Genomic DNA, 15,382 nt, shown 5'->3' with positions numbered 1-15,382 from the left:
GTAAGCGCCGGGGCGCGCGCTGGCGGGCGGGGCAAGGGGCCCCCCTCCGGCCGGGCGCGAGTGACGGCACCCGAACCGCCACGCAGCCCGGACCCCGGGCGGTGGCTCCATGGCCACTCGCCCAGACGCGGCGGGTTCGTGGTACGAGCGATGGAGGCACTGCGCGGCTTTTCGCGGGGGCAGCACCCGGCTCTCCGGGAGGCCCCTTGCCCCCCAACGCGGGCGATGGGTCCGTGTCAGTTGGAAGGGGGGCCGCTGCGGCCCCCCGACGTTCAGTACCGCGGCAGGGCGCCCGCACCGCCCAGGGATACGAGCCGACCCCTTGTCGGTTCGCTCTGCACGATCTCGATCGAGGCCGCTTGACCCAAGGCCTCCTCCATCGCGAGATCCCAGACGTCCTCCACCCGTTCCACGGCCGAGCCGCCGCAGGTCGGGCAGGGGCCTTCCCCCGTGCGCAGGCGGCCGCAGGCGGAGCACCGGCCGCCGGGTTCGGTAAACCCGCGGGCCACGGCCAGGGTGCGCACATTGCGGTTATGGAGCGCCTGGAGCACCGGGTCGGCACCGAGCACCCCTTCCTCCTCGATCCGGGAAAGGGTCCGCGCCTCTTCCCGTGCCTCGATCGCTCGGGAGGCCTCCAGGGCCCGTTTGGCAAGTTCCTCCGATGAGGCTTCCAGCAGGAGGGGGAACGGTTCGGGTTCGACGCGGCCGCGAACCTGGGGGTCGAGGTGCTCCAAGAGGGCACCCCGGAAGGCCGGAGATGCCCCTAGGAGAATGTGTTCCACCCCGAGCTGCCGTGCAAGGGCCTCCACCACGTTGGCGAGCGCCTTCGCCTCGGAGTGGCGCAACTCCGTTTTCAGCCGGTCCCGTTCGTCCCGGGTCAGGTACCGGCGCGGATCCCACCGGTCGGAGCACACCTCCCGAATCTTGAGGCCCTCGATCGTGAGGAGTTCTTGGCATAGTCCGGCCTGGGTGAGGGCGACCCGGCTCCGGGCTTCTGAGGCGAGTACCACCAGGGCCTGCTCGTGTTCGTCGATCGCCCGGACGAGGGGTCGCACATAGGGCCGCGGGCCCACGTGGACCTGGTCGTCCACCTGGATCGGCAGGGTGAACATGCGCCAGAGTCCCGCCGCGCCGCACGTGAATAGGGCCAGGCCGCGGGCCTGGGTGGGCGGCGGGTCGGCGAGCAGCGCCGTCTCCAAACGGGACACCTCGTTTTCCACCGCAGGACCTCCGGCTTCCCGTGTTTCCCTCAAAAGGTCCTTTACGGCGGCCTCCCACCCCCCGCGCGCCCGGCGTTCCGGCCCGAGGTCCAGGTAAAGGCTTACGACCGGCGCTGTGCCTTCCTTCCATCCGGCCAGTTCCCGCACTTGGCCGGGTGTGGGGAGCACGTGTACGGGAGAGTTCACCGCGGTCTCGAACAGTTCCTTCACCTCCTCGGTCTCTTGCGGCGACAGGATCTGTTCCATGGAAACGTTAACCGGCGTGGTCATTGCGCGTTCCTCCTTTCGTCGGTTCGCCCGCCCTACCGGAAGGCGGCCGGGCGGGCCTCGAAACCATTCCAGCCGACAGGGGGCCGATCCGGCGGCGTTCACGGACCCCCGGGGATTCCCGAGGGGGCAGTGAAGGCGAGGAATGCGGGCGGGTTCCCGCCCGTTCCCGAGTTACCCCGTGGCGTCGGCACCCGGCGAGGGGGCTTGGGCGAGCAGCCGATGGGCCTCCTCCGTGCCCACCCCGAGCACCTGCCCAACCTCCCGCGGTGACAGGCCGTGTTCGTCTCGCAGCACCGCCGCCTGACGGACATCGGCCCGCCCGCCGGCAAACACCTCCTTCTCCTCGACAAGGAGGTCCGGGGTGGGCTCGTCCGAAGGCAGAGCGTCCTCCCACCGGGGCAGGTCGTCGGGCTGATACCAGTCGTAGAACTCGTCGTCCACGAGGGTCGGATTTTCCACCGGAACCGGGTTTTCGAGGGTCACGCTCCAGAGCCGCTGGAGCCGCCGCTCCCGGAGGACCGTGTCGCGGATCACCCTGTACAGCCGCCCCAAAAGCCAAACCCGCAACGACTGATCCGAGGGTTTCCGCCGCCGAAGCCGCCAGGCCCTCGCCAGCGCGTCGGCCACCACCTCGGGCGCCGTGGGTTCGCCGGGAAGCAGGTCCCCCATGGACCGGTGGTACGCGAGATCCCGCCTGGCGCGGTAGAGAAGTTCGGGCAGATGGGGCTCGACGGCCTGCCAAAATGCCTCTCGGTCACCAGCCAGAGCTCGGCCCCAGAGATCGATTTCGGAACCGTCGGATCGGATCGTGCCACCCATGGTGTCACCTCCTTCGGCCGGTTTTCCGTGCGCGGTTGGGCCCTGACGGGCCGCTCCAAACCTAATCATCGGCCGGCGGGAGGCAACGAGGAGCACAAAGAAAAACGGGCCCCGGGGAGGCAGAGGACTCCACCGGGGCCCGCTCTTCGGGGGGAAGGGCAGGGAAGAATATTGCGGCCGGTACCCCTTCAGACCGCCGCCTTCAGGAGAAACGTGCGGGGGTCGAGCACCAGGGGGTGCGTTTCCCCCTTCGTTCCGGTCGCCCGGACCACGCGAAGCTCCACCCCCTCGGAACCGGGTTCCAGGGTCAACCCAAGGTGGGCGTGGGGCAGGGCCTTTTCCAGCCCCTCGCCCGGGTCGCCCTGGTCCCGGTGGGTCCGGACCGCCGCCCACACCTTGAGGCCGCGGTTGCGGGCGAACTCGCCGAGGTCCTGGAGGATCGCCTCCAGGTCTTCACCGGCGTCGAACCCATCCACCACCACGGCCCGGGGCGAGAAGATCGATTGCTCCACCAGGTCGATGAGCCGCTCCTCCAGTTTCTGGACCGAAAAGCTCTGCACCCGGAAGGTCATGATGAAGCGGTTGCGCTCGACCTCGGCCCAGACCTCGCGGCTGCGCTCGAGTTCGTAGCCCTCCGCGAGGTCGCGGAAGAGTTCCTCGTACCAAGCCTTCACGTGGTTCACGGTGTCCCCGATGCTCACGTGGAGCACCGGGTTCCCCCGGAGCAGGTTGTCGAGCGCCACCTGGATCAGGAAGGCCGTCTTTCCGGTCCCCGCCCGCGCGGCGACGAGACCGACCTGCCCCGGGGCGAGGCCACCCTCGCGGGTCTGGTCGAGGATCCGGAGGGGATTGCGGGCCACCAGTTCGTTCTTCAGCATCTGCGCGCTCCTGTCGCTCAGTCGGATCAGCACGGCCACGGGACCACCCCCTACGCCGCGGACTCCTTTTTGAGCTCCTCCTGGTACTTCTTCTTGAGTTCCTCGGCCACGCTCTGGGGCACCGGCCGGTACTTGGCGAACTCCATCGTGAACTCGGCCTTGCCCTGGGTGGCCGACCGGAGCACCGTGGAGTACCCGAACATCTCGGCCAGCGGCACCTCGGCCTCGATCACCGAGTAGAGACCGTCCTCCGAGGTGCCGACGATCATGCCGCGGCGCTGGTTCAGGGTGGCCAGCACCTGGCCCTGGAACTCGGAAGGGGTTTCGACCACCACCTTCATGACGGGTTCCAGGATGACGGGCTTGGCCTTGGGGTAGGCCTGCCGGAAGGCGCCGATGGCCGCTTGCTGGAAGGCCATGTCGGAGGAGTCCACCGAGTGGGCCGCTCCGTCGTTGATCACGACCCGCACCCCGGTGATCGGGGCCCCGATCAGGCTGCCCTTCTTAAGGCAGGCCTGGAACCCCTTGTCACACGACGGGATGTACTCCCGGGGGATCACGCCGCCCACGATCTGGTCCACGAACTCGTACTCGCCCTCCTCCAAGGGTTCGATGTATCCGGCCACGCGGCCGTACTGGCCCGAACCACCGGTCTGCTTCTTGTGGAGGTAGTCGAACTCGGCCCGCTGGGAGATGGCCTCCCGGTACGCCACCTGGGGCTGCCCGGTTTCCACCTCGGCCTTGTACTCCCGGCGCATCCGCTCGATGTACACGTCGAGGTGGAGCTCTCCCATGCCCTGAATGATCGTCTCCCCGCTCTCCGGGTCCACGAAGGTCCGGAAGGTGGGATCCTCCTTGGAGAACCGGTTCAGCGCCTTCGACATGTTGACCTGGCTCTTCGAGTCCTTGGGGTACACGGCCAGGCTGATCACCGGTTCGGGCACGTACATGGAGGTCATGGTGAGCCGCATGCCCTCGGCGCAGAAGGTGTCGCCCGAGGCGCAGTCGATCCCGAACATGGCCACGATGTCGCCGGAGTTTGAGGCCTCGATCTCCTCCATCTGGTTGGCGTGCATCCGGCACAGCCGGCCCACCTTGAACTTCTTGCCGGTTCGGGCGTTGACCAGGGTGTCGCCCTTGCGGATCACGCCCTGGTACACCCGCACATAGGTGAGCTGGCCGTACCGGCCGTCCTCGAGCTTGAACGCCAGGCCCACCGTTGGCTTTTCGGGATCGGATTCCAGCGGCACCTCGGCCTCGTCGCGCTCCATGTCGAGCGCCACGTTCTGGATGTCGTAGGGGCTCGGGAGGTAGCGCACCACCGCGTCCAGCAGGGGCTGGACCCCCTTGTTCTTGTAGGCCGACCCCATGAACACCGGGGTGAGTTCCCGGGCCAGCACGCCCTTGCGGATGGCGGCGTGGATCTGGTCCTCCGTGGCCCGTTCCTCGAGCACGGCCTCCATGAGCTCGTCGTCGAACATGCTCGCCGCATCGAGGAGTTCCTCTCGCCGCGCCAGGGCCTCCTCCATCAGGTTTTCGGGGATGTCCTCGTAGCGCACGTGCTCGCCGTTGTCGCCGTCGAAGTACACGGCCTTCATCTTCACCAGGTCCACCACCCCCTGGTGGTCGGCCTCGAGCCCGATCGGGATCTGCATGAGCACGGCGTTGTGCTGGAGCTTGTCGCGCAGTTGGTCCAGCACCCGGTACGGGTTCGCGCCGGTGCGGTCGCACTTGTTGACAAACGCGATCCGGGGCACCTTGTACCGGTTCATCTGCCGGTCCACCGTGATGGACTGGCTCTGGACCCCGCCCACGGCGCAGAGCACCAGGATCGCGCCGTCCAGCACCCGCAGGGCCCGCTCCACCTCGATGGTGAAGTCCACGTGGCCCGGGGTGTCGATGATGTTGATGAAGTGGTCGGCCCACTCGCAGAAGGTGGCGGCCGACTGGATCGTGATGCCGCGCTCCTTCTCGAGTTCCATGAAGTCCATGGTGGCCCCGGCGCCGTCCTTGCCCTTCACCTCGTGGATCGCGTGGATCCGGTTGGTGTAGTAGAGGATACGCTCGGTCAGTGTGGTCTTGCCCGAGTCGATGTGGGCCGAGATGCCGATGTTGCGGATCTTGGAGATGTCCTTGATCATGTCCTCTGCTCCTATAGGGGTTCTAAAATTCTCCCTTTTCGCGTGCCACGGCGGCGCTTTTCGGTTCCCCCCGAAGAACGCCGCCGGGGCCGGGCCGAAAAGAGTCGGGCTTTATACGGGTCGGGATCTCGGGAGTCAAGAAAAAAATCGGTCGACGGTCGTTGGTCGTCGGTCTACGGGCCGGGGGCCGGTCGCCGGCCCGGGCCTGTTCGCCTGGGGGGCTTGGCACGAAAAAACGGGCTGCCGGGAGCCGGCAGCCCGTTTTTCGCCCTGCCCAGGGCGGATCGGTCAGCCGAGATCCCAGGGGGCCGGCACCCCGTCCTTGAACCGGGCCGGCACCCGGAAGTAGCCCGCCTCGTCCGCCAGGCGTACGAGGCGGGTCGCCTCCTCCATGCCCACCTCGTTCATCAGCGCAAACGGGCCCTTAGGCCAGGCCAGGGCCGTTTTCACCCCGAGTTCCAGATCCTTGAGGCTCACTACCTCCCGGTCCACGAGGTGGGTGGCGATGGAGAAGATCGCTCCGAGCAGGTGGTCGCGCACCTTGGCTCGGGCCGCAGGGTCCGTGTTCACCGGGCCGTCCTCCAGGTTCCAGGGTTGGCCCGACTCGAACTGGCGCTTGAGCGCCTCGGGTACCGGGGGGTACCCGATGTCTGTGTTGCCCAGGTACTCCACCATCGACACGGCAGCGTGGTAGGCGGTGCCGAGCCCCGAGCCGTTCTGGACCCACATGATGCCGTACTTGAGGCCGAGGGCCTCCTTCGAGATGTCCTCCAGGGTGGCCACGTTGTAGGTCTGGCCGTCGTAAAAGGAATCCAGCACGTTGTAGCTCGCGATGAAGATCGGGTTGATCGCAAACCCCGGGAAGTCCTTGACCGTGATCGGGATCTTCCCGTTCTTCCGGGCGAACTCCATCAAGGCCTCGTACGTCTCGTCCGAGGTGTGCTTCGACCGGATCACCTCCACGAGCTTGTTCACGTTGGCCGGGAAAAAGTAATGGAGCCCGGCCGTGCGCTCGGGCCGGTCCACCCGTTCCATGAGCTTCTCGATGAGGAAGGTGGAGGTGTTGCTCACGAGTATCGCGTCGGGCCGGCAGTGATTGGAGAGGTCCTCGAAGATCTGGATCTTGAGGTCCATCTTCTCCACGGCCGCCTCGATCACCAGGTCACAGTCCGCGAGACCCTCGTAGCTCGCGGTACCCCGGATCTTCGAGGTGATCGCGTCCATCTGCTCCTGGGTCATCTTGCCCCGCTCCACCCGCTTTTGGAGGGCGGCCTTGACGAACCGGTCGAACATCTTCTGCACCAGTTCGTCGTTGAGTTCCTTGTAGACCACCTCGTAACCCGACGCCGCCGCGTTGAGCCCGATGGCCGAACCCATCACCCCGAAACCGACCACACCGACCTTCTTGATCTCCGCCATGTCACTCCTCCTCTCGCTGGGACCAACCGCGGTTCTCCCGCTCCATGTGAACCAAGGCGCACAGGATACCAAACGGATGGTCGGGAAGGAAGAAAAACCTCGTCTGCTGCGTATGCGAACGAGGTTTGGTCAGGCCAGGAGCATCCGGTCGGAGAGTTCGTCGTCGTCGGTGCGGACCTCGTGGAACTTGTCGAGGAGGTCCTTCACGGTGAGGCCTTTGCGCTCGTCGCCGGAGACGTCCAGGATGATCCGGCCCCGGTGCATCATGATGGTGCGGTTGCCGTGGCGAAGCGCCTGCTCCATGTTGTGGGTGACCATGAGCGTGGTCAAGCGGTCGCGCTCAACGATCCGGTCGGTGAGGTCCATGACGAGGTGGGCCGTTTTGGGGTCGAGCGCGGCGGTGTGCTCGTCCAGCAGGAGGATCTTGGGCCGGCGCAGGGTGGCCATGAGCAGGGTGATCGACTGGCGCTGGCCCCCCGAGAGAAGCCCCACGGGATCGCGAAGCCGGTTCTCGAGCCCCAGGCCCAGGGTGGCGAGAAGCGCCCGGAACTCGTCACGATCGTCCTTTCGCACCCCGGGCCGAAGTCCCCGGGCGAGCCCCCGGCGGGCCGCGATGGCGAGGTTCTCCTCGATGGTCATGGAGGCGGCCGTGCCCTTGAGCGGATCCTGGAACACCCGGCCGATGTCCCGGGCGCGCTCGTGCTCGGGAAGCCGGGTCACGTCTCGGCCGTCGATCCGGATGGTGCCGGCGTCCACCGGAAACGCGCCGGCCACGGCGTTGAGAAGGGTGGACTTCCCCGCGCCGTTCGAGCCGATCACGGTGACGAAGTCGCCGTCGGCCACGTGGAGGTCCACCCCCGAGAGGGCCACGTTTTCGTTGACGCTCCCCCGGTGGAAGATCTTGATGAGCCCCTCGATCTGGATCACGCCACGGCCCTCCGGCGAAGGAGTTTTGAGCGAAGCCCGGGAACCCCGAGGGCCACGACAACGAGCACCGCGGTGATCAGATTGAGATCGCTGGGGGTGAGGGCGAGGTCACCGAACCGGATGGAGAGCGCGGTGGCGATCGCCAACCGATAGACCACCGAGCCCAGCACCACGCCCACCAGGGCCCGCCCCACCGACCCCTCGCCCACCAGGGCCTCCCCGAGGATCACCGACGCGAGCCCCGCTACGATGGTTCCGACCCCCATCCCCACGTCGGCCGATCCCTGGCTTTGGGCCACCAGGGCGCCCGAGAGGGCCACGAGCCCGTTAGAGAGGGCGAGCCCCAGCATGATGGTCACGGTGGTGTTCACCCCCTGGGCCGTGATCATGGCCGGGTTGTCACCGGTGGCCCGGAGGGCGAGCCCCAGTTCCGTGTGCAAAAACCACCACAGGAGCCCCACGCAGACCACCACGACCCCGAAGAAGATGAGGGGGTAGAGGACGTAGTTGGGCATCCCGAGCCCCTCGAAGGGGCCGAACACCGTGGGCTCCGTGAGAAGGGTGATGTTGGGCCGGCCCATGACCCGGAGGTTCACCGAGTAAAGGGCGATCATGGTGAGAATGGAGGCCAGGAGGTGGAGGATCTTCAGCTTGGTGGCCAGGAAGGCGGTGACCCAGCCGGCCACCATGCCGGCGGCGACCCCGATCAGGACGGACACATAGGGATCCCCGCCGGTGGTGATCCATGTGGCCGACACGGCCGCGCCCAGGGGCAGGGACCCGTCCACCGTGAGGTCCGGGAAGTCGAGCACCCGAAACGTGAGATACACGCCCAGGGCCATGAGCGCGTACACGAAGCCCTGCTCCAAGGCCCCCATGAAGGTATAGAAACTCACAACGATCTCCGAGCGGCGAGGCGGCGAGGCGGGTGGGCGGCTGGGCGCCAAGGGAGCGGCTGGAAGGCAGGGTCCACGGGGTTCCCCTCGCCTCCCAGCCTCCCCGCGTTCCAGCTTCCCCGCCTTCCAGCCTACTCGTACACCTTGGCGGCCTTGGCCACGAAGTCCGCGGGAAGGGTGGCGCCCATGGCGGCGGCCGCCTTCTTGTTCACGTGGAGTTCGAAGTTCTTGAGGGTCTCCACCGGCATCTCGGCCGGGTTGGCCCCCTTGAGGATCCGGTCGATCATGTCGCCGGTCTGGCGACCCAGTTCGTAGTAGTCGATGGCGATGGCCGCCACGGCGCCCCGCTTCACCGAGTCGGTGTCGCCGGTCACCAGCGGCATCTTGGCCTCCTGGCACACCCGGACCACGGCCTCGAGGGCCGAGACCACGGTGTTGTCCGTGGGCACGTACACGGCGTCGGCCCGGCCTACAAGGCTCTTGGCGGCGGCCATGACCCCGGCCGAGTTGGCCACCGTGGCCTCGACGATCTCGTAGCCGAGCTCGGCCCCGGCCTTCTTGGCCAGCTTTACCAGGGTCACGGAGTTGGGCTCGCCGGCGTTGTAGATCACCCCGATCCGATTGGCCTTGGGGGCCACGGTCCGGAACAGCTTGAGTTGCTCGGCCACGGGCGACAGGTCGGTGGTGCCCGTGACGTTGCGGCCGGGGCGCTCCAGGGATTCCACCAACTTGGCCCCGACGGGATCGGTGATGGCCGAGATCACGATGGGGATCTCCCGGGTGGCCTTGGCCGCGGCCACGGCCGTGGGGGTGGCGATGGCGAGAATGAGGTCCACGCCCTCCCCCACGAACTTCTTGGCGATCAGGTTGGCCGTGGCCGGGTTCCCCTGGGCGATCTGGATGTCGTAAACGACGTCCTTGCCTTCCTCGTACCCGAGTTCCTTGAGCCGGTCGATCGCGCCCTGACGGGTGGCGTCGAGGGCCGGGTGCTCCACGATCTGGGTGATGCCGATCCGGATCGGCTTGGCCCAGGCCGCAGGGGCGAGAAGGGTGCAGGCGAGGAGCGAGACGAGGATCCGACGCATGGGACACCTCCTTTGCGGGCCGAGAACGGCACAAGGTTTGGAGCCGGACCCCGCGCGGCGCCGGGGCACTGCGGGGGCCGGAGGGTTCGAGGGCTGACTGCGGACCGGCGGTCCCCGATACCCGGCGGGGTTATACCCCGAACGTTTGACCATGTCAAAAGAAGTTTGAAGCGATCTATGCCACGTAGGCCAATCCGGTCTTTCGCCGGACCACCTCCATCGTCTCCCGGGCCACCTCCCTCGCTTTGCGCGCCCCCTCGCGAAGGATGTCGTTGAGGTCGTCGGGCCGCGCCCGGAGTTCCTCGAACCGGGCCCGGTGGGGGGCGAAGTACTCCCAGATCACGTCGATCAGCTCCTTTTTCACGTCGGAGTATTTGAGCCCCCCGGCCAGGTAGCGCTCCCGCAGCGCCCCCGCCCCGGGTTTGTCCAAGAACAGGCGGTAGATCGCAAACAGGTTGCATTTGTCGGGGTCCTTGGGGGCCTCGATCGGGGTGGCATCGGTCACGATGGACATGACCCTCTTTTTCAGGGTCGCCCGGTCCGTGAAGATGTCGATGGTGTTCCCGTACGACTTGGACATCTTGCGGCCGTCGGTGCCGGGGATCACGGCGACCTCGTCGTCGATCTCGGCCTCGGGAATGACGAAGGTCTCGCCAAAGGTGTTGTTGAACTTCTGGGCCAGGTCGCGCGTGACCTCGAGGTGCTGTTTCTGGTCCTTGCCCACGGGAACCACATGGGACTGGTAGAGCAGGATGTCGGCGGCCATGAGCACCGGGTAGGCGAAAAGTCCGTGGTTGGGCTGGAGCCCCTTGGCCACCTTGTCCTTGTACGAATGGCACCGTTCCAGAAGGCCCATCGGGGTGAGGGTCGAGAGGACCCAGGTCAGTTCCTGGACCTCCACGACGTCGGACTGGACCCAGAAGGTGGCCTTCTCGGGGTCGAGCCCCAGGGCCAGGAACGCAGCCGCGGCGTCCCGGGTCCCCTGGGCCAGGGCGGCCCCGTCTGTGACCGAGGTCATGGCGTGGTAGTTGGCGATGAAGCAGAAGAGATCGGCCTCGTTCTGGTAGGCGATCATCTTTCGCATCATGCCGAAGTAGTTGCCGATGTGGAGCGCTCCGGAGGGCTGGATCCCAGAGAGCACGCGTTTCATCGTTGGACCTCCTCGATCGTCGGCGGGAAAGGATGGCGTGTTCCGCAAATGAAGCGGGCCGCGTTCTCCGCCCGGGGAGCCCGCGGCCCGTCTGGCCCGGCCGCGGGGGTCGTCCCGCGGCCCGAAGATCGACGCATCACGCCGGCCGGCCCTGCGGGTCCCGGGTCCGCCAGCGCCACCAACCGTTCCGGAAGGATGCCTCTCGTGTCGTCATGGCGCGTGGAGATAGCAGGTTCAACGCGCGGGTGTCAACCACCCCGGGCCGGCTCCCTCGGGACCGGCAGCGCGTCCTGCCATTCGGTGCGGCACGGTGGGCCGGGGGCGAACCAGAATCCCGCGAGCCTCCCTGACGAATCCAGGTGGATCGCGCTCGCCGACGAGGTGCCGAACCGCGACCCCGGCTCCGGGTGAATGCACAGCGGGGTCGCCCCGGGGGCGTCCACCCCGTGGTCCGAAAGGAACGAGAACAGGGCCCCGGGCGACGGGTCCCCCCGGGCCGCGAGGTCTTCCATGCGGCGAAGAGACCGGCGGGCCTTGGGGTCATCGGGGTCCCGAAACCGGGCGTTGGTGATCACGTGGCACCCGGGCAGAAGTCGGTAGGTCAGGGTGTTGCCGGGGGAGTGGTCCACCACGAAGGCCCGCTCCGCGTCGGCGATCAGGAGCGTGTAGGACTTGCAGGCCGGCGCAACCCACTCGGCGAACCGGCGGGCTTCGTCGGCCGAGGCGTGGCGAAGGGTTTCCAGGACCACGGTTCCCCGACTGCAGGCGCTGGGCCCCTTGGCCAGGGTGCCCTCGTGGTTGGCCAGGGTCACGAGGAGGCCGGCGTCGAGGTTCACCCCGAGCCAGGTTCCCCCGGCCACCCGGTCCCGGGGGCCAACGATCCGTGGGGTTTCCACGAGCACCGTCGGGGGATCCCAGGCCCGGTCGAGGTTCTCGTCGCGGTTTCCGGCGAAGACCACCGGCCGTTCTGGAAACACTTTAAACCAGAGATGCAGCGTGCACACGGGAACCTCCTTCGCGTCGCCCCCGACCGTGGTGATCCCAAAGAACCAACCACGGGGTTTGCCCGATCACCTGCTCTCGCCCCGGCCTCCACCTGTCCCGGGAATCAGCCCCCGCCCGGGCGGTGTGCCGGCAGGCGGACCCGGGCGCGCCAAAGGGCCGCCCCGGCCAGCGCCGTGGTGGCGGCCGAGAGCCCGGCGGTGGCCGCCTCGCCGCCCCAGGCCCAAAGGGGCGCGCCCAGCAGCGCCCCCGTCATGCGCCCCAGGCCGAGCACGGCGAAATAGGCGCTGAGGAGCGTGGCCCGGCTCCGGGGGGCGATCTCGGTGCACACGGAAAACGAGGTGACCACAGTGAACTCGAAGCACAGGAATAGGGAGAACACGGCGCCCAGGGCCAGGCCGAGCGACCCGAGCGCGAGGGGGAGGAGCCCGTAGGCCGCCGTGGCCAGGGCGGTGCCCCAGCCGAGCGCCCGCGTAAGTCCGATCCGATCCGAGAGGGCGGCCGTGAGCCCCTCGCCCGAGAGTTCGGCGAGCCCCACGGCAACGGTGCTGGCGCCCAGGGCCGCAAGCCCCAGGCCGAAGCGCTCCTCCAAGATCGCGCCGTAGACCACGAACAGGTTGTCGTTGGCGAGGCTCAACAGAAAACCGAACGCGAGCATCCCCCGGGCCTGGGGGCTCCGGAGCACCTCGGACCAGACGCGCGCGACCGGCCGGCCGGCCAAGGGGCCGGGATCGGGAAACGCCCAGGCCAGCCCGGCCACCCCCACGGCCGCCAGGACCGCCAGGGCGCCAAAGGACCACGGCCACCCGGCGCTGGCCGCCACCCAGCCCACGGCCGGGATCCCCACGAGAGTGCTCCCCGCCCAGGCCGTTTCCACGAACCCCACGGCGCGCCCACGGTGGGCCAGGCCCACCCGGTTTCCCACGTGGGCCTGGATCGCCGGGTCGAACAGCGCTTTACCGAACGACGCCAGAATCACCCCGGCCGCCACGGTCCCGTACCCCCCCACGACGGCCGCGCCGGCCATCCCCGCGGCCGTGAGCCCGGCGCCCAAGAGCAGGAGCGCCCTGGGGCCCCGCCGGTCGGCCAGGGGCGCCCCCAGGGGGCCGAGCAGCGATACGAGTTGCGAGGCGGCGATGAGCGCGGTGACCGCGGCGAGCGACACCCCCAGGTGCCGAGCCAGGTCCGGGGCGAAGGGGTAGGGCAGGCGGCGGGCCGTATTGATGACGGTCCGGGCGGCCACGGCCACGAGCAGGGCGGCCCAAAGGGGCGGGATGGGTCTCGGGGCGCGCATGGCCGCCGATTGTGCCCGACCCCCTCGGCCGGCGCCAGGGGCGGACGCGGCCTCGGACACGGCGCTCATCCGCGGGGACCGCGGAGGCGCTCCTCCAACGACCGCACCAGAAGCGAGACGGCCCGGTGGGCGGGGCAGGGAACGCCGAGCCGCTCGCCTTCGGCCACCACGGCCTCGTTCAGGGTGCCGATCTCCGTGGGACGGCCGGCTTCCACGTCTTGGAGCATGGAGATCCGGTTGTCTCCCACCCCCTCCAGGGCCCACCGGCTGAACCCGCCGGGGTCGTCGAGTTCGGGAAACGCGATGCCCCGGGCCCGGGCCACCCGTGCCGCCTCCTCGGCCAGGAGGTCGACCAGGCGGCAGATCGAGGGGCTTTCCAGCATCTCGCGGCCGGTGCGGCCGGTGATCGCGGCCACGGGGTTTGTGGCCACGTTGGCGATCAGCTTCTTCCACCGCACGGGCTCGACGTCCTCGACGAGCTCCACCCGTTCGCCGGCCCGTTTGAGCCGTTGGGCCAACGATCCTACGGCCCGGGGCACCGCCGGGCTCGCCGGGGGGAGATGGGGACCGATGGTGAGGAGCGGCCCCTTGCCGCCTCGGTACCGCACGGTGCCGTCGGGCCGCCTCTCGGCGCTGTGGGCCGTGATACCCCCCACGATCCTCTCGGCTCCCCACCGGGCTGCCAGGGTCTCGAGGTTTCCGAGGCCGTTTTGCACCGACAGGATCACGGTGTCGGGACCCACCAGGGGGCCGATGTCCTCCGCCGCGGTCGCGGTGTCGTAGCCCTTCACGCACACCTGAACCACGTCCGCCGGTTCTTCCGCTTCGAGCGGGTATCCCGACAGGGCGGTGCCGAGAACGTGTTCCCGGCCGTCGGGGAACACCACCGGCCGCCGCTTCTCCCGGAGTTCCGCCAGCCGCGCGGGGTCCTTCTCGACCCCTAGCACCCGGCAGCCGGCCCTCTCGTAGATCGCCGCGAAGGTGCTTCCCAGGGCCCCCATGCCGACCACCGCTACCCGGGAGCCGGCCGTCCCGTTCCGGGTCATGCCACCCCCACCTTGGGGCACAGATGGGCCACGGGGCATGGGCCGCATTTCGGCTTCCTCGCCGTGCAGAACTCCCGGCCGAGGTAGGTCAGCAGGTTGGAGAACGCGACCCAGCGGTCCCGGGGCAGGAGGGCCTCGAGGTCTCGCTCGATCCGGTCCGGCTGGGTGTGGCGCGTGAGCCCCAGTCGGTGGCTTACGCGCTTCACGTGGGTGTCCACGAACACCCCCGGCACCCCGAGGCTGTTGCCCAGAACCAGGTTCGCCGTCTTCCGGCCCACGCCCGGCAGGGTGGTGAGTTCCTCCACGGTCTCGGGGACCCGGCCACCGAACCTCTCCACGATCTCCCGGCAGCAGGTCTGGAGGGTTCGGGCCTTCTGCCGGTAGTACCCCGTGGGCCGGATCGCGGCCTCGATCTCCTCGAGCGGGGCGGTCGCGAAGGCCTCGGGAGTGGGAAAACGGTCGAACAGGGTCTGTGTGACCCGGTTCACCCGGTCGTCCGTGCACTGGGCCGCGAGGATCGCGGCCACGAGCAGGGTGAAGGGGTCGCGAAACCGAAGGGCCGTGGTTTCCGGATACCGTTCCCGGAGGATCCGGTCGATCTCTGCCGCCCGTTCTCGCTCATCCATGGCCACCTCCGCTCGCCGAGTCGTGGACGCCGGTGCCATCGCTTGGCCTGTGGGATGGGGAGGCGAGGGACTCACGGTACCACCCGTGGTGGGGGCTCCATTTCCATCTGTGCAACCGGTTCGCCTTGCGGTGCTTCACCTTGAGGCGATACGCGATCACCGCTTCGTAGGTGATCCACCAACCGAGGGCGGCCACCGGGATGCCCACCACGAAGCCCCCAATCCAGAGGGGGGCGAAAATGTGGTGGGTGAGGTTTCCCACATCGGTCAGCGCGTGCCAGAACCCCTCGGGGGGGCGCAGGGGCATCCCGAGGATCCACGCGCCCACCGAATAAGTGAGGGAATAGATCACGGGAGCGGTCAAGGGGTTGGTGATCCAGACCCCCAGGGCCGCGGCCAACTTGTTCTGGCCCAGGAGGGTGGCCAAAACGACTGCGATGACCATCTGGAACCCCATCGTGGGCGAAAACCCAACCAGCAGCCCCAGGGCCAGGCCAAACGCCACCTCCCGAGGTTTGCCGTGGAGGCGGACGCACCGGTAGTAGAGATACTTCGTGGTCTTCTCCCACCCCGGCCGTTGCCGTTTTCGGCGCACCAACGCGGACATGG

General features: G+C 68.4%; 14 protein-coding genes. All 14 read right to left on the bottom strand.

The genetic code is table 11. The features are described from left to right. Nucleotides 1-272: 272 nt before the first annotated feature. Nucleotides 273-1,490 carry a baeRF10 domain-containing protein gene (locus ACYQ8L_RS13430; RefSeq protein ID WP_459942318.1) on the bottom strand — a complete coding sequence of 406 codons (1,218 nt, stop codon included), beginning with the start codon at nucleotides 1,488-1,490 and terminating at the stop codon, nucleotides 273-275. Between the two features lie 171 nt (nucleotides 1,491-1,661). Beyond that, nucleotides 1,662-2,309: an RNA polymerase sigma factor gene (locus ACYQ8L_RS13425; protein WP_459942317.1), complete on the bottom strand. Its 648-nt coding sequence runs from the start codon at nucleotides 2,307-2,309 to the stop codon at nucleotides 1,662-1,664. Between the two features lie 188 nt (nucleotides 2,310-2,497). Continuing rightward, nucleotides 2,498-3,187, bottom strand: coding sequence for an ATPase domain-containing protein (locus tag ACYQ8L_RS13420; protein WP_459942316.1), 690 nt, complete (start codon nucleotides 3,185-3,187; stop codon nucleotides 2,498-2,500). 50 nt (nucleotides 3,188-3,237) lie between these two features. After that, a complete protein-coding gene (gene fusA, locus ACYQ8L_RS13415) occupies nucleotides 3,238-5,328 on the bottom strand; it encodes an elongation factor G (RefSeq protein WP_459942315.1) in 2,091 nt (696 codons plus the stop codon). Between the two features lie 288 nt (nucleotides 5,329-5,616). Continuing rightward, nucleotides 5,617-6,747 carry a 3-hydroxyacyl-CoA dehydrogenase family protein gene (locus ACYQ8L_RS13410; protein WP_459942314.1) on the bottom strand — a complete coding sequence of 377 codons (1,131 nt, stop codon included), beginning with the start codon at nucleotides 6,745-6,747 and terminating at the stop codon, nucleotides 5,617-5,619. A gap of 129 nt (nucleotides 6,748-6,876) precedes the next feature. Then, a complete protein-coding gene (locus tag ACYQ8L_RS13405; protein ID WP_459942313.1) occupies nucleotides 6,877-7,674 on the bottom strand; it encodes an ABC transporter ATP-binding protein in 798 nt (265 codons plus the stop codon). Continuing rightward, a complete protein-coding gene (locus ACYQ8L_RS13400; RefSeq protein ID WP_459942312.1) occupies nucleotides 7,671-8,570 on the bottom strand; it encodes an ABC transporter permease in 900 nt (299 codons plus the stop codon). The genes ACYQ8L_RS13405 and ACYQ8L_RS13400 overlap by 4 nt, the downstream gene beginning before the upstream one ends. 131 nt (nucleotides 8,571-8,701) lie before the next feature. Further along, the gene (locus tag ACYQ8L_RS13395; RefSeq protein WP_459942311.1) at nucleotides 8,702-9,655 is read right to left on the bottom strand and encodes an ABC transporter substrate-binding protein; all 954 of its coding nucleotides are present in this window, start codon (nucleotides 9,653-9,655) and stop codon (nucleotides 8,702-8,704) included. 175 nt (nucleotides 9,656-9,830) lie between these two features. Beyond that, a complete protein-coding gene (trpS, locus tag ACYQ8L_RS13390; RefSeq protein WP_459942310.1) occupies nucleotides 9,831-10,805 on the bottom strand; it encodes a tryptophan--tRNA ligase in 975 nt (324 codons plus the stop codon). 248 nt (nucleotides 10,806-11,053) lie between these two features. After that, the gene (locus ACYQ8L_RS13385) at nucleotides 11,054-11,809 is read right to left on the bottom strand and encodes an NRDE family protein (RefSeq protein WP_459942309.1); all 756 of its coding nucleotides are present in this window, start codon (nucleotides 11,807-11,809) and stop codon (nucleotides 11,054-11,056) included. 104 nt (nucleotides 11,810-11,913) lie between these two features. Then, entirely contained in the window at nucleotides 11,914-13,101 is a 1,188-nt protein-coding gene (locus ACYQ8L_RS13380; protein WP_459942308.1) for an MFS transporter, read from the bottom strand. Nucleotides 13,102-13,166: 65 nt separating this feature from the next. Beyond that, nucleotides 13,167-14,147, bottom strand: coding sequence for a ketopantoate reductase family protein (locus tag ACYQ8L_RS13375; protein ID WP_459942307.1), 981 nt, complete (start codon nucleotides 14,145-14,147; stop codon nucleotides 13,167-13,169). Beyond that, on the bottom strand, nucleotides 14,144-14,773 hold the full coding sequence (nth, locus tag ACYQ8L_RS13370) for an endonuclease III (RefSeq protein WP_459942306.1): 630 nt from the start codon (nucleotides 14,771-14,773) through the stop codon (nucleotides 14,144-14,146). The genes ACYQ8L_RS13375 and nth overlap by 4 nt, the downstream gene beginning before the upstream one ends. Continuing rightward, a complete protein-coding gene (locus tag ACYQ8L_RS13365; protein ID WP_459942305.1) occupies nucleotides 14,766-15,380 on the bottom strand; it encodes a DUF2062 domain-containing protein in 615 nt (204 codons plus the stop codon). The genes nth and ACYQ8L_RS13365 overlap by 8 nt, the downstream gene beginning before the upstream one ends. Between the last annotated feature and the right edge of the window lie 2 nt (nucleotides 15,381-15,382).

This window comes from Deferrisoma palaeochoriense (assembly GCF_054656955.1).
This window is presented reverse-complemented; position numbering and strand designations above follow the sequence as displayed.